Raw genomic sequence first — 20196 nt, forward strand, 5'->3', positions numbered from 1 at the left:
CGAAAAGTACAGCCAAAACAACCGCTTAAAAAGATGGCGCACTCGGCGGGATTCGAACCCACGACCCCTGCCTTCGGAGGGCAGTACTCTATCCAGCTGAGCTACGAGTGCAACGGGCCGCATGATACCCATCTGTATCGGTGGCGTCCATGGCCTTGATCTGTGGAGTTTTTTCCCGGGGGGACAGCGGGTGCCGGTCACAGCGCGATCAGCTCTGGCCGCAGCCCTTCCACCCGCTGTACCGCCGGCTTCAGGTACCCGCCGTTGCCGGTGATCTGGTGCAGGACCTTTTCGCGCAAGCCATGCAATGCCACGCCGGTGCGCTGGCGCGGGTGCGGCAGTTCGATTTCCACCACCGCCTTGATCCGCCCCGGCCTCGGCTCCAGTACCACCACCCGGTCGGCCAAGTAGGTTGCCTCCTCGGCATCATGGGTGACCAGCAAGATGGTGATCCCCGAGCGTTCTCGAATCGCCAGCAGTTCGTCCTGCAACTGTTGGCGGGTCAGGGCGTCGAGGGCGCCGAAGGGTTCGTCCAGCAGCAGGATCCGTGGGCTGGCTACCAGGCCACGGGCGATGGCCACGCGCTGGGCCATGCCGCCGGAAAGCTGGTGCGGATAGGCCGATTCGAAGCCGACCAGGCCCACCAGTTGCACGTACTCGTGCACGCGCCGGGCGCGCTCGCCCTGGGTGAGCGTCTCGTTGACCAGCCCCAGGCTGATGTTCTGCGCCACCGTCAGCCACGGGAACAGGCGATGCTCCTGGAACACGATGCCGCGTTCGCCGCCGATGCCGTCGACCGGCTGGCCGTCGACCCGGATCGTGCCGCTGTAGTCGGTGTCCAGTCCCACCAGCAGACGCAGCAGGGTGGACTTGCCGCAGCCGGAGGAGCCGACGATGGCGATGAACTCGCCTTCGTTGATCGACAGGTCGAAGTGGCGGATCGCCTCGAACGGCTGGCCATCGACGCTGAAGGTCTTGCCGACCCCCTCGAAACTGACCAGTGGCGGCGTGGCGTCGGGTTGGTTGGCCGCGTGCAGGGCCGGGGTGATGAAGGCGTTCATGCGGATCTCCAGCGCGTGGCGCGCGATTCGAGGCGTTGGCCGAGGTGGCCGAGCAGGGCGCCGACCAGGCCGATCAGGACCATGGCGGCCATCACCTGGTCCATGCGGAACAATTGCTGGGCGCCGATCATCAGGCTGGCGATGCCACCGTCCGAGGGCATGAAGTACTCGGCGCCGATGGTGCCGAGCCAGGCGTAGATCAGCGCCAGGCGCAGCCCGGCGAAGATCGCCGGGGCGGCGCCGGGCAGCACCAGCAGACGCAGCCGGTGCGGCAGGTCCAGGCGCAGGGCCTGGGCCGCTTCGCCCAGCTGTGGCGGAAGGCTGGCGATGCCGCGCTGGGTGGCGATCAGCAGCGGGAAGAACGCCGCCAGCGCGACGAACACTAGCTTGGCGCCCTCGCCCAGGCCGAACCAGGCGGTCAGCAGCGGCACCCAGGCGAACAGCGCCACCTGGCGCAGCGCCGACAGGCTCGGGCCGAGCAGCCGCTCGGCGTTGGCTGACAGGCCCAGCAGCAGGCCCAGCACGAAGCCCGCGCCACCGCCGAGCAGCAGCCCGGCCAGGGTGCGTTGCAGGCTCAGGCGCAGGGCCTCGGGCAACGAGCCATCGAGCAGGCCTGCGTACAGGCTGCGCAGCACCTCCAGTGGCGAGGTGAGGATGTTGGCGTCGACCCAGCCAAGGCTGTTGGCGGCCTGCCACAGCAGCAACAGCCCCGCAGGCAGCAGCAGGCTTTGCCAGCCGCGTGGCACCTGGCCGCGCAGCTGTTCGCCTGTGGCCGGTTGCGGCCAGTGCAACAGGCCGCGCTCCAGGCGCGTGAAGCCGCGATCCATCAGCGCACCGACCAGGCCGATCAACAGGATGCAGAGGAACACCAGGTCGAGCATGAACAGTTGTCGCCCCCAGACCATCAGGTAGCCGATGCCTTCGCTGGAAGCCAGCAGCTCCACGGCCAGCAGCGAGGTCCAGCCAGTGGCCAGGGCCAGCCGCACACCGGCGAGAAACGCCGGCAGCGCGGCGGGCAGCAGCAGGTGCAGGAACAGTAGGTGAGGGGGCAGGCGCAGGACGGCGGCGGCCTCGCGCAGCTTGGGCTGGGCGTCGCGTACGCCGACCAGGGTATGCAGCGTGACCGGCACCACCACGGCCTTGACCAGCACCACCAGCTTGAGCAGCTCGCCGATGCCGAAGAACAGCATGAAGAGCGGGATCCAGGCCAGGGTCGGGATCTGCGCCAGGGCGACGAAGGTGGGCAGCACCAGGGTCTGCGCCCGTCGCGATCCGCCCAGCCAGGTGCCCAGCAGCAGGCCGCTGACGATCCCTGCCAGCAGCCCCCAGACCAGGCGCTGCAGACTTATCCACAGGTGGCCCCAGAGCTCGCCCGAGCCGAACTCCAGCGCGCTCTGCCAGACGAGTGCGGGAGCGGGCAGGATCTGTTCGCTCATCCAGTGCTCACGGCTGGCGACGACCCACAAGGCCGCCACCGCCAGCGGCACGATCCACGGTATGTAGGAGCGGCCTTGCGCCGCGAAAGGGCCGCGTAGCGGCCCCCACAGGCGCCGCAGACTTGCGCTCAAGACTTCGCTCATCGAGGCATCTCCCAAACCGTTCCTTGTTTATTCATTTATGGAATTAAAAATTCACACAAATAGCATTCAAGAGATAAGAGCATGCGCACCGTGCATGCGAAAGCCCCGCTCCGTTGCGTTTTCCTCATATTTTCCATGCGTTTCCTGCAAGCCCGTCGCAGGCCCGCATGGCGTCTGGTTTATGTCTTCTGGTTACTAAAAAATGAAGTTTTGATCTTTGTAGGTTCTAACCGGACCTGCCTAGCTTCTGGCCCATAGCGCCGGCCATCGCCGGTGGCAGCCTGCCAAGGAGCCTTGCCATGAAAACCGCCTTCCGCCATCTGTTCAGCCCGTTGCTCGCGGCCTTGTTGAGTGCCCTGCCCGTGGCAGCCCATGCCGCCCAGCCGGATGTGATCCGTATCGCCGTGCCCGACCTCAGCGCCGGCAGCAAGCCCAGCGCCGGCGGCGTGGTGGATGTGCTGCGCGACCAGCAACTGCTGGAGAAAGAGTTCGCCAAGGACGGCATCCGTATCGACTGGCGCTTCTTCAAGGGCGCCGGCCCCGTGGTCAACGAGGCCCTGGCCAACGGTCAGGCGGACTTCGCCTACCTGGGCGACCTGGCCGCGATCATCGGCAAGGCCAACGGCCTCGACACCCGCGTGCTGTCGGCCGGGGTGCGTGGGGTGAAGAGCTACCTCGGCGTGGTGCCGGGCTCGGGCATCCACAGCCTGCAGGACCTCAAGGGCAAGCGCGTGGCGGTATTCCGCGGCACCGCCAACCAGCTGTCGTTCGCCAGCGCCCTGGCCAGCCAGGGGCTGTCCGAACGTGAGCTGAAAGTCATCAACCTCGATTTCAACGCGGCCAACGCCGCCCTGGCCGCCAAGCAGATCGACGCCACCTGGGGCCTGTCCAACCTGCTGTCGCTGCGCGAGCGCGGGTTGGTCGAGCTGCCGGTCAACTCGCGGGACCTGAAAGGCGCCGGCAGCACCCAGGCGGTGCTGCTGGGTACCGGCGAGTTCATCCGCCAGCACCCCGACCTGGTACAGCGGGTGGTCAACGCCCAGGAGCAGGCGGTGAAGTGGCTGCGCGACGAACGCAACCGCGAGGCCTATGTGGACCTGGTGGCGAACACCGCCAACTGGCCGAAGGCGATCCTGCGCGACGACCTGGCCGAGGAGAACCTCGCCAACTACTTCGACCCACGCCTGGATGCCGGCTTCGTCGGCCTGCTGCAACAGGGCGTGGACCTGGCCGTCAAGGAGCGCCTGATCCGCCGTGGCTTCCAGGTGGCCGACTGGATCGAACCGCGTTTCATCGATGCCGCCCAGCGCCAGGACCAGGCCGTCCAGGCCGCCCGCTGACCCGACAACAACCGTGAGGAGCACGACCATGAGCAACGCCGCACTGGCCACCGCGCCGCAAACCCTCGAACTCGACATCCACCCCGTTGCCGGGCGCATCGGCGCCGAGATCCGTGGCATCAAGCTGTCCGCCGACCTCGATCCGGCCACCATCGATGCCATCCAGGCGGCATTGGTGCGCCACAAGGTGATCTTCTTCCGGGCCCAGGAGCACCTGGATGACGTGGGCCAGGAGGCCTTTGCCCAATTGCTTGGCGAGCCGATCGCCCACCCCACGGTGCCGGTGGTCGATGGCACCAGCTACCTGTTGCAGCTCGATGGCGCCGAGGGGCAGCGGGCCAACTCCTGGCACACCGATGTGACCTTCGTCGACGCCTACCCCAAGGCCTCGATCCTGCGCAGTGTGGTGGCCCCGGCTGCCGGTGGCGACACGGTGTGGGCCAACACCGCCGCAGCTTACCAGGAGCTGCCCGAGCCGCTGCGCGAACTGGCCGACAAGCTGTGGGCGGTGCACAGCAACGAATACGACTATGCCAGCGTGAAGCCGGATGTCGATCCGGCGAAGCTTGAGCGCTACCGCAAGGTGTTCACCTCGACGGTGTACGAGACCGAGCACCCGGTGGTGCGGGTGCATCCGATCAGCGGCGAGCGGGCGTTGCAGCTGGGGCATTTCGTCAAGCGTATCAAGGGTTACTCGCTGGCGGACTCGCAGCATCTGTTCGCGCTGCTGCAGGGGCATGTGACACGCCTGGAAAACACCGTGCGCTGGCGCTGGCAGGCGGGGGACGTGGCGATCTGGGACAACCGCGCGACGCAGCACTATGCGTTGGATGACTATGGTACCCAGCCGCGCATCGTGCGCCGTGTGACCCTGGCTGGCGAGGTGCCGGTGGGCGTCGATGGGCAACTGAGCCGGACCACGCGTAAAGGCTGAGATCGTTGGGGCCGCTTTGCGGCCCTTTCGCGGCACGAGGCCGCTCCTACAGGAGATCTTGTTCCCCTGTAGGAGCGGCCTTGCGCCGCGAAAGGGCTGCGCAGCAGCCCCTGTTTGCTACAACTCGGTATCGCAGGCCACCAGCTGCCTCACCAACCCCTGCGCCAGCGCCGACAACCCATATCCCACCCGGCTCACCACCCCATAGCGGGTATAGAACGCCTCCTCCTGCTCCGGCGCCAGGTCCACCAGGTTGAGGGCCACCAGGCCGTCATAGGGCCGCAAGTTCGCGCTGCAGGCGATGCCGATGGTGTCCGAGTGCAGCACGACATTGAGCAGCGCATAACCATGCTCGCATTCCACGCTGGGCAGAAAGTCCTGCCGCCCGCTCAGGTCACTGAGGATCTTGCGGATGTTCGGCGGGCGAAAGGTGGTGGCCAGCGGGTAATCGAACAGGTCCCGCGCCCTTACCTCGGCCAGCTCGGTCAATGGATGCCCCCGGCGGCAGCAGAAGTGCCAGCGCTGTGGCCTGAGCTTGTGCACCTGGTAATCCGGGTCGGCCTCGAACTGGCGGGTGTCGGCGACGAAGAACTCGATCTCCTCGGCGATCAGCCGCCGGTTCAGCGCCTGCCAGTTGTCCACCTGGAAGCAGGTGCGCGCCGCCGGGTACTCGGCGACGAACCGCGCCACCGCCCGGGGCACCAGCCCGCCGGCGGGGGCCGGCCCCGAACCGAAGCGCACCACGCCGGTGGTGGCGCCATTGAACTGGTTGATCTCGTTGACCAGGTTGTGCGCCCCGTGCACCAGCCGCCGCGAATGCTCCAGCACCAGCAGGCCCTGGCGGGTCGGCGCCAGCTCCTTGCTGGCGCGGTCGACCAGGCGGCAGCCGACGTTGTGTTCCAGCGTCTGGATGCTGCGGCTGAAGGCCGATTGCGAGAGGTTCACCGCCGCTGCGGCGGCGACGAAGCTGCGGTGCTCGACAAGGGCGATGAAGTGGCGGAGCTGGCGCAGGTCGATATGCATTTTCTACATGGAAACTTTCGGTGGAATGCAATTGCTGGGAAGGGTTGGGAACCTTATAAAGGGAGTTACTTATTCCACAAAATATGAAATATAAATATTTATATCTCTTAAAAGAATAAAGCCCATCTGATCGCGATTCGGTTCCGCCAACGGAAATGCTCGCCAGGGCCTGTGCCTCCAAGGAGCATCTGCATGTCCCGACTCTCCCGTTGGCCGGCGCGCGCGTCGGTATTCGCTCTGCAACCCTTGGCCGCTGGCGTGCTGCTGGCCGCCGCCGGCAACAGCTTCGCCGAAGAACCACGCTCGGCTGCACCGGCCGTCGAGCAGGAAGCCAAGCTCGGCACCGTCACCGTCAATGCCCGGCGCCGTGAGGAGACCGCCCAGAGCGTGCCCACGCCGATCAGCGTGCTGGGCAGCGAAACCCTGGAGACCCAGCGCATCTATCGCGTGCAGGACCTGCAACAGCTGGTGCCGAGTACCAACGTCGCCTATGTGCACGCCCGCCAGTCGAGCATCTCCATCCGTGGGCTGGGTAACAACCCGGCCAGTGATGGCCTGGAAGGCAGCGTCGGCGTGTATCTGGACAATGTCTACCTGGGGCGCCCGGGCATGGCGGTGTTCGACCTGCTCGATGTCGAGCAGCTGGAGGTGCTGCGCGGGCCGCAAGGCACGCTGTTCGGCAAGAACACCACCGCCGGGGTGCTCAACATCACCACCCGCAAGCCGACCTTCCACCAGGAGGGCAGCGTGCAGTCGTCGCTGGGCGAGGATGGCTACTGGCAGACCCAGGGCAGCTTCTCCGGCCCCCTGACCGACACCCTCGCCGGGCGCATCAGCGCCTACCACACCGAGGACGACGGCTATGTTAAGAACATCTACAACGGCCACGACCTCAATGGCGGCAAGCGCCAGGGCTTTCGTACCCAGTTGCTGTTCAAGCCCAGCGAAACCTTCAACCTGCGCTGGATCGGCGAGTACAACGAAGAAGATTCCGATAACGGCATCCTCAGCCTGTACAGCACCGGCCCGACCATCAATGGCGTGAACCGCTACGAAAGCCTGGCCGCCCAGGCCGGCGCCACCCTGGTGTCGGGCAAGGACCGCAAGGTCAACTTCGACGCCGACCAGATGGTCAAGGTGTTCCAGGGCGGCACCTCGGTGGAGGCCAACTGGACCCTGCCCAACGACTTCACCCTCACCTCGATCAGCGCCTACCGCTGGTGGGATTTCACCCCGCGCAACGACGACGGCCTCAACGTGCCGGTGTTCTACAGTGCCGGGGTTTCGGTACGGGACAAGCAGTATTCGCAAGAAATTCGGCTGGCCTCACCCACCGGCGGCTTCTTCGACTACGTACTGGGCGCGTACTACTTCAAGCAGGACCTGGACAATAAATCGTTCACTTACTACGGGCCGCAGGCCGATGTCTGGAACCTGACCCCGGCCGGCGCCCTGGCCAACGTGAACACCATCGGCAATGGCCACATCGACACCGACAGCTACGCCCTGTTCGCCCAGGGTACCTGGCACCTGACCGAACGCCTGGACTTCACCGCCGGGGTGCGTGGCACCTACGAGGAGAAAAGCGCCTGGGTGACCCGTGATGCGCCGTCCGGTGGCGCGCCCGTCACTGGTGCGGCGGCCGCCGCCCGTCAGGGCCGGGTGGGCGCCTACGATTCAGGTGACCTCAACCAGTACAGCTTCGCCCCGTCCGGGCTGCTCAGCCTGAGCTACCGCTTCAGCGACGACGTGCTGGGCTATGCCAGCCTGTCCCACGGCGAGAAGTCCGGGGGTGTCAATCTGACCGTCGGTGCCGCCCCACGCTTGGGCACCGATTCGCTGCTGGTGGGTACCGAGCGGGCCAACAACGCCGAACTCGGGCTCAAGAGCACCCTGTTCGACAACCGCCTGCAGCTGAACACCAACCTGTTCTGGACCGAAGTGCACGGCTACCAGGCCAACGTCTACGACGAAGCCAACCGCGTGCAGTACCTGGCCAACGCCGGCAGCGTGCGTTCGCGTGGCCTGGAGTTCGAGGCCACGGCCCTGCCGATCCGTGGTCTTACGGTGAACTTCAACGGTTCATGGAACGACGTGCGCTACACCGACTACAAGGACGCGCCATGCCCGCCCGAGGTGAGCCTGGCCAACTCCGCCGCCACCTGCGACCTGTCCGGCCACCAGGTAGTCGGTGCCTCCAAGTACATCGCCAACCTCAACGGCCAGTACAAGTGGCAGCTCAGCGAACGCATCGAGCCCTACGTCACTGCCAGCTACGCGTTCCGCTCCAAGGCCGTCGGCACCATCGACGATTCCGACTACGGCCAGATCCCCAGCTACGGGATCGTCAACCTGTCCACCGGCGTGCGCCTGGACCAGGGCGACGGTGTGCTCGACCTGTCGCTGTGGGTGAAGAACGCCGGCGACAAGACCTACTTCACCAGCCTGTGGAACTCCGCCAACGGCGGCTATGCCGGCGTGCTGGGCACCCCGCGCACCGTGGGCGCCACCGCCCGTTACGACTTCTGAGCACAAGGAGCTTTGCCATGAATGCCAAGACCCAACCGCACGACCTGCCCGAAGGCGCCTGCCTCACCGCCAAGGTGCCCGACCGCGACGAAGCCCTGCTCGGCGACGTGGTGGTCAACCCGTACCGCCTGGCGCCGTTGACCGCGATCATCCGTGACGGCGGGCGTACCCTGAGCGCCGCCCATGTGCGGGTGCTGGGCCGCGGCGAGCGCGGTGTCGATATCGTCTACGACGTGTCCGACCGCTCGCTGTGGACCTACGGCGGCATCCCGGTGTTCGGCCTGTACCCCGACCACGTCAACCAGGTCGAGGTGAGCTACAAGCTCGATGGCGAACGCATCCGCGAGCGTTACGAAATCTACGCCCCGGCGGTGCGCCTGCCGGTAGTGGCGAAGCAGACCGCCGCGCTGCCCGAGGTGGAGCCGATCAAGGTCGCGCCCGGTTTCGAGCAGCGCCTGTACCTGTTCAACCACCTGCTGGCCGAGATCCCCGGCGGGCGTGCCTTCAAGTGGAATGGCCTGGGCGGCGCCGCCGAATGGGACTCGGTGGGCAACAACTGGATCGCCGACAGCAACGGTGACGTGCGCTGGTACCTGGACATCGAGCAGATCCACGACTCCAACCACCGCGACGGCCTGGGCGGCACCATGGGCTTCCACCAGACCCGCGACGGCAAGCTGATCTGGGGCCAGGGCCAGACCTACTCCAAGTACGACCTGCTGGGGCGCAAGGTGTGGCAGCGCAACCTGCCGGACAAGTTCGCCGACTTCTCCCACGAGATCCGCGAGACGGTGAACGGCAGCTACCTGCTGCGGGTCGGCACCAGCGACTACCGCCGCCCGGATGGCAAGCGCGTGCGCTCGATCCGCGACCATATCATCGAGGTCAACGAGGCCGGCGATGTGCTGGACTTCTGGGACCTGAACCAGATCCTCGACCCGTACCGCGGCGAGTTGCTGGAAACCCTGGGCAAGGCCGCGATCCAGCTGCCGGACGGTGTGCAAAAACAGGATGACCGGCTGGCCAACGAATTGGCTGAAGGCGACCTGCCGTTCGGCGACACGCCCGGCGTCGGTACCGGGCGCAACTGGGCCCACGTCAATGCCATCGACTACGATGCCGATGACGACAGCATCATCGTTTCAGCACGGCACCAGGGCGTGGTGAAGATCGGCCGCGACAAGCAGGTAAAGTGGATTCTCGCCGCGCCGCAAGGCTGGCCGGCACGTTTGCAGGACAAAGTGCTCAAACCGGTGGGCGAGGGCTTCGAGTGGTCCTGGACCCAGCACACCGCCTGGCTTACCGGGCGTGGCACGCTGACCGTGTTCGACAACGGCTGGGGCCGGGACTTCGGGCCGACGAAACTGAGCGGCAACTACAGCCGGGCGGTGGAGTACCGCATCGACGAGGCCAAGGGCACGGTCGAGCAGGTGTGGCAGTACGGCAAGGAGCGCGGTGACGAGTGGTACAGCCCGATCACCTCGGTGGTGGCGTACCGGGCGCAGACCGATACCCAGTTCATCTACTCGGCTTCGGTGAATTTCCTGACGCCCGAGAAGATGACGACCAGCGTGCTCAATGAAGTGCGTCGCGGCACCCAGGAGGTGGCGGTGGAGCTGAAAGTGCACAGTCGCCAGCCGGGCAGCGTGGGCTACCGGGCGCTGGTGATCGATCTCGACAAGGCGTTCTGATGGACTAACCTTCCAGGGTCCTATCGCGGGGCAAGCCTGCTCCCACGTAGTCTTTACACGGACTGCGTGGGAGCAGGCTTGCCCCGCGATGCATTTCCACTGATCTGAATTCCGACCATTCGTTCTTTTTTTCGAACAGCCTATTGTCCAACACCCCAACCCCCGCTTAGCATTCCGTTTGAGATTTCAAACGCTCGGCACCCAGGCGTCGAACACCCTGGTGCACGAATTTGTGACGGCCGCCCCCTTCTCGGGGGCGCCTTTTCAACAATCAATAATTCGCAGTAAAGGGAAGCCGACATGCAGCTCAAAGACGCTCAGTTGTTCCGCCAGCAGGCCTTCATCAACGGTGAATGGCTGGATGCGGACAGCGGTCAGACCATCAAGGTGACCAACCCGGCCACCGGTGAGGTGATCGGTACCGTGCCGAAGATGGGCGCCGCCGAGACCCGCCGCGCCATCGAGGCCGCCGACAAGGCCCTGCCGGCCTGGCGCGCACTGACTGCCAAAGAGCGTGCCGGCAAGCTGCGTCGCTGGTTCGAGCTGATGATCGAGCACCAGGACGACCTGGCCCGCCTGATGACCACCGAGCAGGGCAAGCCACTGGCCGAAGCCAAGGGCGAGATCGCCTATGCCGCCTCGTTCATCGAGTGGTTCGCCGAAGAAGCCAAGCGTGTGTACGGCGACGTCATCCCTGGCCACCAGCCGGACAAGCGCCTGATCGTCATCAAGCAGCCGATCGGTGTCACCGCCGCCATCACCCCGTGGAACTTCCCGGCCGCGATGATCACCCGCAAAGCCGGCCCGGCCCTGGCCGCCGGTTGCACCATGGTGCTCAAGCCCGCTTCGCAGACCCCGTACTCCGCCCTGGCCCTGGTCGAGCTGGCTACCCGTGCCGGCATCCCGGCCGGTGTGCTGAGCGTGATCACCGGCAGCGCCGGCGAAGTCGGCTCCGAGCTGACCGGCAACTCCCTGGTGCGCAAGCTCTCCTTCACCGGCTCGACCGAAATCGGCCGCCAGCTGATGGAAGAATGCGCCAAGGACATCAAGAAGGTATCCCTGGAGCTGGGCGGCAACGCGCCGTTCATCGTGTTCGACGACGCCGACCTGGACAAGGCGGTCGAGGGCGCGATCATCTCCAAGTACCGTAACAACGGTCAGACCTGCGTCTGCGCCAACCGTATCTACGTGCAGGACGGTGTCTACGACGCCTTCGCCGAGAAGCTCAAGGCTGCGGTCGCCAAGCTGAAGATCGGTAACGGCCTGGAAGAAGGTACCACCACTGGCCCGCTGATCGACGGCAAGGCTGTCGCCAAGGTCCAGGAGCACATCGAGGACGCCGTCGCCAAGGGCGCCAAGGTGCTGTCCGGTGGCAAGATCATCGAAGGCAACTTCTTCGAGCCGACCATCCTGGTCGACGTGCCGAAGACCGCTGCTGTCGCCAAGGAAGAGACCTTCGGCCCGCTGGCGCCGCTGTTCCGCTTCAAGGATGAGGCCGAAGTCATCGCCATGTCCAACGACACCGAGTTCGGCCTGGCCTCGTACTTCTACGCCCGTGACATGAGCCGCGTGTTCCGCGTCGCCGAGGCCCTGGAATACGGCATGGTCGGCATCAACACCGGCCTGATCTCCAACGAAGTGGCACCGTTCGGCGGCATCAAGGCTTCGGGTCTGGGCCGTGAGGGTTCCAAGTACGGTATCGAGGACTACCTCGAGATCAAATACCTGTGCATCAGCGTCTGATCGCCAGGTAAACGCTTTTACCTCTGCCAGCGGGGCGCGAGAGCGACGTCTCGCTGGCCTTTTTGACATAGCGGTACCTGGTGGCCAGGGCATGTGTGGCAGTCGATCAACGAATACTGTGCACGCCTGCATCCAGCCACCCCCGAATAAAAGCGCCGCAGAACCGGCGCAATTGAGGGCACTATGAGCAAGACCAACGAATCCCTGATGCAACGCCGTGTCGCCGCCGTCCCACGTGGCGTCGGCCAGATTCACCCGATCTTCGTCGATACCGCGAAGAACTCGACGGTGATCGACGTCGAAGGCCGCGAACTGATCGACTTCGCCGGCGGCATCGCGGTACTGAACACCGGCCACCTGCACCCGAAAGTGGTTGCCGCCGTGCAAGAGCAGCTGACCAAGGTCAGCCACACCTGCTTCCAGGTACTGGCCTACGAGCCTTACGTCGAGCTGTGCGAGAAGATCAACAAGCTGGTCCCAGGCAACTTCGACAAGAAGACCCTGCTGGTCACCACCGGCTCCGAAGCCGTTGAAAACGCCGTGAAGATCGCCCGTGCCGCCACCGGCCGTGCCGGCGTGATCGCCTTCACCGGCGGCTACCACGGCCGAACCATGATGACCCTGGGCCTGACCGGCAAGGTCGTGCCGTACTCCGCCGGCATGGGCCTGATGCCAGGCGGCATCTTCCGCGCGCTGTTCCCGAGCGAACTGCACGGTATCAGCGTCGACGACGCCATCGCTTCGGTCGAGCGCATCTTCAAGAACGACGCCGAGCCGCGCGACATCGCCGCGATCATCCTCGAGCCGGTACAAGGCGAAGGCGGTTTCCTGCCAGCGCCGAAAGAGCTGATGAAGCGCCTGCGCGCCCTGTGCGACCAGCACGGCATCCTGCTGATCGCCGACGAAGTGCAGACTGGCGCCGGCCGTACCGGCACCTTCTTCGCCATGGAGCAGATGGGCGTCGCGCCTGACCTGACCACCTTCGCCAAGTCGATCGCCGGTGGCTTCCCGCTGGCCGGTGTGTGCGGCAAGGCCGAGTACATGGACGCCATCGCCCCGGGCGGCCTGGGCGGCACCTATGCCGGTTCGCCGATCGCCTGCGCCGCGGCCCTGGCCGTGATCGAAGTGTTCGAGGAAGAGAAGCTGCTGGACCGCAGCAAGGCTGTCGGCGAGCGCCTGACCGCCGGCCTGCGTGAAATCCAGAAGAAGCACCCGATCATTGGCGATGTCCGTGGCCTGGGCTCGATGATCGCCGTGGAAGTCTTCGAGAAAGGCACCCACACCCCGAACGCCGCCGCTGTTGCCCAGGTGGTCGCCAAGGCTCGTGACAAGGGCCTGATCCTGCTGTCCTGCGGCACCTACGGCAACGTCCTGCGGATCCTGGTTCCGCTGACCGCCGAAGACGCGCTGCTGGACAAAGGCCTGGCCATCATCGAAGAGTGCTTCGCCGAACTGGCCTGAAAAATGTGACACGCTTCAGAAAAAAACCCGCCTCGGCGGGTTTTTTTTGTGCCGTTTGCCGGCATCAGGCGCTAAGGTTGTACGAGGATTCCGTGGAAGCTGCGATGGATCGCGCGTCATAGCCTGGAGAATAGCCCATGAGCGCTGTCGACCCCGTCCCCCCCTGCGTGCTGATTGCCGAAGGCGATCCCTGGGTGCGCGACATGCTCAGCGAAATGCTGCTCAGCGTGCGCTGCGACGCCCGCCTGCAGGTCTGTGCCGATGGTTCCGAGGCGCTGAGCGCGCTGGCTGCCAAACCCGACCTGATCATCGCCGCCCGTGAACTCTCAGGGTTCGACGGTCTCGATTTGCTGCGCAAGGTACGCGCCAAGGGCGACAAGCCCGGCTTGCCGTTCATCCTCATGAGTGACCGCACCGACAGCGCCAGTGTGCGCGAGGCGCTGCCGTTGCACCCGACCGCCTACCTGAGCAAACCGCTCGACCTGGACAACCTGCGCAAGCGCCTGGAGAACCTGCTGCTGGCAGTGGGCGAGCAGATCGCCTGTCCGGTACCGCCGCTGCAACCCGGCGCGCAACTGCCGGCCTACCTGGAACAGCGCCGGGCCACCGCCGATGGCGGCCCGCTGTTCGCCGATGTGCAGGTGGCGGTCAAGCGAGCCCTCAATCCCCATGGCCTCAACCTCAAGGTGCTCGAGGAAGAGGTTCGCAACGACCCGCAGATCACCGGCGTGCTCATCGCCGCCGCCAACAGTGCCGCCCTGCACCGTGAAGCGCCGGTACAGACCCTGCTGCAGGCGCTGAACAAACTCGGCAGTACCCAGAGCATGAACCTCATCCTCGGCCTCACGCTCAAGCGCAGCGCCCGGTTGACCGACCCGCTGCTGACCCGGCACGCCACCCATTACTGGAACCTGTCGCTGCACACCGCCGAGTACGGCCGCACCCTGGCGCGCATGCTCGAGGTGGACGAAGCGCGCTGCTACTGCGCGGGGCTGCTGCACTGCCTGGGTGACCTGGCGGTGCTGCGCACCTTGCAGGAGTGGCGCCTGGCCGGTGGCGAGCTGGACGAGGACCAGGTGGAGCTGTCGCTCAACGAGTTCGGCGCGCCGTTCGGCTCGGCATTGCGTACCCGCTGGCGTCTGCCGCTGGACCTGCGCGAGTTGATCGCCGCGGTGTACCAGCTGGGCGGCGGCGTCTACTCCCGGGAAATCCTGGCGATGAACCTGGCCGGACAGCTGTCGCGGCTCAAGCCCAGCGAAGGGCTGGAGAAGGTCGCCAGCAGCAAGACGGCGCGCCTGCTCAAGCTTGGGTTGCCGGAGCTGACGCGGTTGCGCAAGGTGGACCCTGAGGCGCTGGCGCGGGAGGAGGCCGAGCGTCTGGCGGCGGAAGCTGTCGCGAGCGAGCCGGAGGTTGCCCCGATCATTGCGCCGGCTACCGATGCAGGCTCGGCCGAGGGCGAGGAGCGCCAGGCCTGATCGGCGTATCGCCGGGGTTGTATCAGGCTTGGGACCCTTCCTACAGATTTTGCGGACGACTGTTCGTATCCAGAGAAGTCCTTCAGGCGTAGCTTTCCCTTCACTCCATCAACGGAATGGCAGGAAGGTTGCGGCTGAAGATGAGCACGTACAGACACCGTGGTCTGCGCTATCTGGTCTATTGATCACAGGCGCGAAAGCTCGCCCTGCAAGCATTCTGCAGGAGTCAACGTTCGCTCAGGCCTGGGCTTGACGTCGACAAGCTGTGTTTCGAACCCATTGGTCACAGGGCTGTCGAGGCTTTTCAGCGCTGGGGCGAGCAGACTCACCACTTCCCTTGGGAGGAGGTGCCGCGATGGACTGACTGCGATCTCAAAGGTTTCGACCTGTCGTTGTGGTCAGAACGAGAGCTCTGCGGTCTTTGCTATGCCAGTCCCCGGCAAAGCAGGCGCTGCATCAAGATCATCCTGCTGGAGGGCAAGCCAGGTCCTGGGAACCCACTGAGAGGACTGGTGGCATCACTGTCGCTGCTGGCGGTTGCGGAGTACGCAAGGATGCTCAAGTACTCGCGAATCGAAGTTCAACAGCCCGACCCGGGGGCTGAACCCCTGTATCAGTCGCTTGGCTTCGTTCGCGATTCAGCCGGGAGTCTCGTTCTACCCGTTGCGGCTATGAGCCAGCAATGTACTTTCCACATATCGGAGGTACCTATGAGCTATTCGAAAGATTCCAGGAAGGCTGCATTGATCAAACGCTACACAGCCCAAGCCATCGCTCTGGCGGGTGAAATCACCGATCAGCAATGGCATTTTCTTGAAGTCGGCTTCAAGGAAGGTCTGGAGAAAGAGCCCGGGGGGAAACTGGCTGGGCCACGTAGCGGGCCGATCGATTACGAGTGGAGTACCGCAGCCGTGAAGTGATCCGCTTCAGCCTTTAACGATCTGGTTCTTGCCCTGGCGCTTGGCACGGTACATGGCGGCGTCTGCTCGGGCGAACAGGCTGTCGAGCGTTTCATCCTCATCCTGCAGCCCGGTCAGCCCTTGGCTTACGGTAACCCCGTAGGTGTGCTCGCCATGGATGAAACTCAACCGCTGGATTTCCCGCTGCAGACGCTCGGCAATCTGCTCGGCCACTTGTGCAGTGCAGCCGGGGAACACTGCCGCAAACTCCTCGCCACCGATACGCCCGAACTGATCGCCACGGCGCAACACGGCCTTGCCGCTGTCGGCGATGCGCTGTAGTACCTGGTCGCCTTCCTGGTGGCCGTAGGTGTCGTTGATATGCTTGAAATCGTCGATGTCCAGCAGCAGGAAAGCCATCGGCGTGCCATCCCCGCGGGCGCTGTCGAAGGCCTGCTGGGCGCATTCGAAGAAGTGCCGGCGGTTGCTGCTCTGGGTGAGCACATCGGTGGTGGCCAGCCGTTGCAACTCGCCTTCGAGCTGCTTCTTATCGGTGATGTCCTCGGCGATGCCGACGATGATCACCCGCTGGTCGCCCTCGCGCTGCTGGTTGATGTAGCACTTGTCGCTGAGCCAGCGCACCTCGCCGGCGGCATTGAGGATGCGGTACTCGCGGTCCTCGACGGTGCCCTTGACCAGCACTTGGGCCAGGCTGCGCTCGGCGTACTCCAGGTCGTCCGGGTAGATGGCGTCGCGCCATTCGTTGTAGTCGGCCAGAACCAGACTGGCCGGGCGGCCGAAAATGCGCTCGTAGGCGGGGCTGACGTAGAGCACCTGGCGGGTTTCCCAGTCAAAGGCCCAGAGCACGGCGTTGACGCTGTCGAGCAGCGAGCTGTACAGCTGCTCGCGTTCGCTTAAGCGAGCCACTTCGCCTTGGGCGTGGAGCAGGGCCAGCAGGGTCTGGGCGGCTTCTGGGCGCGGAGTGCCGGCAGGTGTGGGTGGGAGGTCTTTGGCCATGAGCACGGAACGTTTCTCGACGATGGGCGTGCGGCCACGGTCCGGCCCGCCACGCGGGCGATATGCCGGGTTTGAGTCGATTTGCGCAGGGGAAGTTCCGGTCAGCACGCCCCATTGCGGGGCATGCCGATCAACGGTGCTCAGGCGCCGTTGGGGCGCAGTGAGTAGGTCTTGAGCTGGGCGGCGAAGTCACGCAGCGAGTGGATGCCACTGGCCTCGGCCTCGTGTACCCAATCCTTCATCGCGGCGAGCATGTCGTGGCCATTGGCGCTGGTGCGAGCCCAGATCTGCTGCAGCGCCAGGCGCTTTTCATAGATGGTCTTGAGTGCCTGGCTGTGGGCCAGCATCGACTCGATGCGCACGTGGTGGCGGTCCTGCAGCAGGCTGGTTTCCCGCGAGAGCAGGCGCTTGGCACGGCGGAAACGGTGGCGCACCGAGGCGTCGACCTTGTCCAGCTCCTGCTTGACCAGCGGGCCGATCACCAGCTTGCGGTACTGAGCCATGATCTGGAAGCGGTTGTTGAGGATCGCCATGGCAGTGTCCATGTCCAGCGATGCCTTGCCTTCCACGCGGTGGGCGATGGGCGCGACGCGCTGCACCTTGGCCAAGCGCAGCAGGCTCAGAAGGCGGATCCACATCCAGCCCATGTCGAATTCCCAGCGGCGCACCGACAGCTTTGCCGAGTTGGGGTAGGTGTGGTGGTTGTTGTGCAGCTCCTCGCCGCCAATGATGATGCCCCACGGCACCAGGTTGGTGGCGGCGTCGCGGCACTCGAAGTTGCGGTAGCCCACGGCATGGCCCAGGCCGTTGACCACGCCGGCGGCCCAGAACGGAATCCACATCATCTGGATCGCCCAGATGGTGATGCCGATGGTGCCGAACAGCAGCAGGTCGATGATCGCCATCAGGGCGATGCCGCCGAGCTTGTAGCGGGTGTAGAGGTTGCGCTCGATCCAGTCGTCTGGACAGTTCTTGCCGTAGATGCGCAGCGTTTCCTCGTTGCGCGCCTCTTCACGGTACAGCTCGGCGCCCTTGCGCAGCACGGTGCCTAGGCCCTTGTGCACCGGGCTGTGGGGGTCGTCCGGGGTTTCGCACTTGGCGTGGTGCTTGCGGTGGATGGCGGTCCATTCGCGGGTGTTCTGCGCGGTGGTGAGCCACAGCCAGAAACGGAAGAAATGCTTGAGCCCCGCGTTCAGCTCCAGGGCGCGGTGCGCCGAGTAGCGGTGCAGGTAGATGGTGACACTGACGATGGTCAGGTGGGTCATCAGCAGGGTGACGGCGACCAGTTGCCAGGCCGACAAGTCGAGTAGACCGTAGTACCACATAACGGGAAAGACCCTCGAAAACTCAGGGGAACAGCGCTCGCATTATCCCTGGGCGGGGAAATAAAACCAGTCGCCCTTTTAGATAGGAGGTCACAGGGTGTTTCAGCCCTTATAATGCCCCTTCCTTTTTCATGGGCTCCTCCACCCGACATGTCTGTTTCCGTTCGCGACGCCTTGCGCATGGCCGGGCTCTACGTGGTGCTTTCGATCCTCTGGCTGGTGCTGTCCGAGCTGGTTCTGCGTGGCATGACCGACGACCCGCTGGCGCTGACCGTGGGCCGGCAGATCAACGTGGTGGTCTGGGTGCTGCTCAGCGCCTTGCTGATCTTCGTTTCCCGTGCCCGCCTGCTGAACTTCATCGGCATCGGCGCCCGCCTGCGCAGTGAAGACCGCGAGCGCCTGCGTATGGCCGCGGCGGTGTTCGACAGCACCTTGGAAGGTGTCTTGGTGACTGACCGCAATGGCCTGATCGTGCACGTCAACCGGGCCTTCATGCGCATCACCGGTTACCAGCAGGAAGAAGTCATCGGCCAGCGCCCGAGCAAGTTCAAGTCCGGTCGGCATGGCGCGCCGTTCTACCAGCAGATCTACGCCGCCCTGGCGGAGCAGGGCGAGTGGAGCGGGGAGATCTGGAACCGTCGGAAAAGCGGGGAGATCTATCCGCAATGGCAGACGATCTGCGCCATTCGCGATGACAGCGGTGCGCTCAGCCATTACGTCGCGGTATTCAGCGACATCAGCGCGATCAAGCACACCGAGGAAGAGCTGGCCTATCTGGTCCATCACGACCCGCTGACCGGCCTGCCCAACCGCCTGCTGTTCAACGACCGCGCCATGCAGGCCATGGCCGCGGCCCAGGCCAACAAGCGCGGCTGCGCCCTGCTGCTGCTCGACCTCGACCATTTCCAGAGCATCAACGACGGCCTCGGCCACACCATCGGCGACCAGTTGCTCAAGTTGGTCGGCGAGCGCCTGCGCGAGGTGCTGGGCAGCGGCGTGACCCTGGCCCGGCTGGGCGGCGACGAGTTCGGCGTGCTGGCCGAGAACTGCCAGCAGGTCGGCCAGGCCGGCAAGCTGGCGCAATCGATCATCGAGCGTTTGAAAGAACCGTTCTGCTTCGAAGACAACCGCCTGTTCATCAGTGTCAGTATCGGCATCAGCCTGTTCCCCAGCGATGCGCTGAGCGCCGAGCAGTTGCTGCGCAACGCCGACTCGGCGCTGTTCAAGGCCAAGAGCAACGGCCGAGCCTGCTATGCGCTGTACACTGAGGAGCTCACCGCCCATGCCCAGCAGCGGGTCGAGACCGCCGGCGAGTTGCGCCGGGCGCTGGAGCAGCAGGAGCTGCGGGTGTTCTTCCAGCCGGTGCACGACCTGTTCACCGCGCGGATGATCGGCGTCGAGGCGCTGGTGCGCTGGCAGCATCCGCAGCGCGGCCTGGTCCCGCCCGGGGAGTTCATCCCCATCGCCGAACGCACCGGGCTGATCGCCGAGATCGACGCCTGGGTGCTGCACCAGGCCTGCCGGCAGATGGTGCAGTGGCAGACCGAGGGGCGGCAGTTGGCGTTCGTCGCGGTGAACATTTCCAGCCGCCTGTTCAGCCAGCGCGGCCTGTACCGGCAGGTGGCCGATGCATTGCACGACACCGGGCTGGACCCTGCGCTGCTCGAACTCGAAGTGACCGAGAGCGCGGTGATGGAAGACCCTGAGGTCGCCCTGGAGCAGCTTCACCGCCTGCGCGAGCTGGGCGTGACACTGGCCATTGACGACTTCGGCACGGGGTACTCGTCATTGCTGCGGCTCAAGCGAATGCCCGTGCAGAAGCTCAAGATCGACCAGGGCTTCGTCGCGGGCCTGCCCCATGACGAGGACGACATCGCCATTGTGCGGGTGATCATCGCCCTGGCGCGCAGCATGGGCATGCAGGTGCACGCCGAGGGGGTCGAGCAGGCGGAACAGGCGCGCTTCCTGCTGGAGCAGCAATGCCAGCTGGGGCAGGGGTACTGGTTCGGGCGGCCGGTGCCGGCGGCGGAGCTGCACTGGGGCTGAGATCGCTTGCTTCGCCTCCTCAGGCCATGCGCAATCCCTGTAGGAGCGGCCTTGTGTCGCGAAAGGGCTGCG

General features: G+C 65.1%; 14 protein-coding genes and 1 tRNA gene. 9 read left to right on the plus strand and 6 right to left on the minus strand.

Annotated features, from left to right (window positions below; translation table 11 throughout):
• Positions 1 to 34: 34 nt before the first annotated feature.
• From V0R62_RS22680 to V0R62_RS22690, 3 genes are all read right to left on the minus strand, one after another.
• Positions 35 to 111 (minus strand) — tRNA-Arg (locus tag V0R62_RS22680).
• Positions 112 to 197: 86 nt separating this feature from the next.
• Positions 198 to 1061 (minus strand): ABC transporter ATP-binding protein, encoded by an 864-nt coding sequence (locus tag V0R62_RS22685; RefSeq protein ID WP_330105300.1) that lies wholly within the window; start codon positions 1059 to 1061, stop codon positions 198 to 200.
• A complete protein-coding gene (locus V0R62_RS22690) occupies positions 1058 to 2641 on the minus strand; it encodes an ABC transporter permease (protein ID WP_330105301.1) in 1584 nt (527 codons plus the stop codon). The genes V0R62_RS22685 and V0R62_RS22690 overlap by 4 nt, the downstream gene beginning before the upstream one ends.
• Positions 2642 to 2940: 299 nt before the next feature.
• Here V0R62_RS22690 and V0R62_RS22695 point away from each other — a divergent pair, with 299 nt between their 5' ends.
• Both V0R62_RS22695 and V0R62_RS22700 read left to right on the plus strand, forming a co-directional pair.
• The gene (locus V0R62_RS22695; protein WP_330105302.1) at positions 2941 to 3981 is read left to right on the plus strand and encodes an ABC transporter substrate-binding protein; all 1041 of its coding nucleotides are present in this window, start codon (positions 2941 to 2943) and stop codon (positions 3979 to 3981) included.
• Between the two features lie 28 nt (positions 3982 to 4009).
• On the plus strand, positions 4010 to 4915 hold the full coding sequence (locus tag V0R62_RS22700; RefSeq protein ID WP_330105303.1) for a TauD/TfdA dioxygenase family protein: 906 nt from the start codon (positions 4010 to 4012) through the stop codon (positions 4913 to 4915).
• 117 nt (positions 4916 to 5032) lie between these two features.
• Here V0R62_RS22700 and V0R62_RS22705 read toward each other — a convergent pair whose 3' ends face one another.
• Positions 5033 to 5938 carry a LysR family transcriptional regulator gene (locus V0R62_RS22705; protein ID WP_330105304.1) on the minus strand — a complete coding sequence of 302 codons (906 nt, stop codon included), beginning with the start codon at positions 5936 to 5938 and terminating at the stop codon, positions 5033 to 5035.
• Positions 5939 to 6130: 192 nt separating this feature from the next.
• On the opposite strand from V0R62_RS22705, the gene V0R62_RS22710 reads away from it, so the two are divergent.
• The 6 genes from V0R62_RS22710 to V0R62_RS22735 all read left to right on the plus strand — a co-directional run bounded on the left by V0R62_RS22710 (position 6131) and on the right by V0R62_RS22735 (position 15757).
• Positions 6131 to 8467, plus strand: coding sequence for a TonB-dependent receptor (locus V0R62_RS22710; RefSeq protein ID WP_330105305.1), 2337 nt, complete (start codon positions 6131 to 6133; stop codon positions 8465 to 8467).
• Between the two features lie 17 nt (positions 8468 to 8484).
• Entirely contained in the window at positions 8485 to 10158 is a 1674-nt protein-coding gene (locus tag V0R62_RS22715; protein ID WP_330105306.1) for an aryl-sulfate sulfotransferase, read from the plus strand.
• Between the two features lie 300 nt (positions 10159 to 10458).
• Positions 10459 to 11901 carry an NADP-dependent succinate-semialdehyde dehydrogenase gene (gene gabD, locus V0R62_RS22720; RefSeq protein WP_028688580.1) on the plus strand — a complete coding sequence of 481 codons (1443 nt, stop codon included), beginning with the start codon at positions 10459 to 10461 and terminating at the stop codon, positions 11899 to 11901.
• Positions 11902 to 12084: 183 nt separating this feature from the next.
• Entirely contained in the window at positions 12085 to 13362 is a 1278-nt protein-coding gene (gabT, locus tag V0R62_RS22725) for a 4-aminobutyrate--2-oxoglutarate transaminase (protein WP_050703304.1), read from the plus strand.
• A gap of 137 nt (positions 13363 to 13499) precedes the next feature.
• On the plus strand, positions 13500 to 14837 hold the full coding sequence (locus tag V0R62_RS22730; RefSeq protein ID WP_330105307.1) for a response regulator: 1338 nt from the start codon (positions 13500 to 13502) through the stop codon (positions 14835 to 14837).
• A gap of 710 nt (positions 14838 to 15547) precedes the next feature.
• Entirely contained in the window at positions 15548 to 15757 is a 210-nt protein-coding gene (locus V0R62_RS22735; RefSeq protein WP_330105308.1) for a hypothetical protein, read from the plus strand.
• Positions 15758 to 15763: 6 nt separating this feature from the next.
• On the opposite strand, the gene V0R62_RS22740 is transcribed toward V0R62_RS22735, so the two are convergent.
• Complete coding sequence (locus V0R62_RS22740) at positions 15764 to 16753, minus strand: GGDEF domain-containing protein (protein WP_330105309.1); 990 nt, start codon at positions 16751 to 16753, stop codon at positions 15764 to 15766.
• Between the two features lie 140 nt (positions 16754 to 16893).
• Positions 16894 to 18078 (minus strand): delta-9 fatty acid desaturase DesA, encoded by a 1185-nt coding sequence (desA, locus tag V0R62_RS22745; RefSeq protein WP_330105310.1) that lies wholly within the window; start codon positions 18076 to 18078, stop codon positions 16894 to 16896.
• Positions 18079 to 18228: 150 nt separating this feature from the next.
• On the opposite strand from desA, the gene dibA reads away from it, so the two are divergent.
• Positions 18229 to 20124 carry a phosphodiesterase DibA gene (gene dibA / locus V0R62_RS22750; protein WP_330105311.1) on the plus strand — a complete coding sequence of 632 codons (1896 nt, stop codon included), beginning with the start codon at positions 18229 to 18231 and terminating at the stop codon, positions 20122 to 20124.
• Positions 20125 to 20196 lie beyond the last annotated feature (72 nt).

This window comes from Pseudomonas carassii (genome assembly GCF_036324045.1).
GTDB lineage: Bacteria > Pseudomonadota > Gammaproteobacteria > Pseudomonadales > Pseudomonadaceae > Aquipseudomonas > Aquipseudomonas peradeniyensis.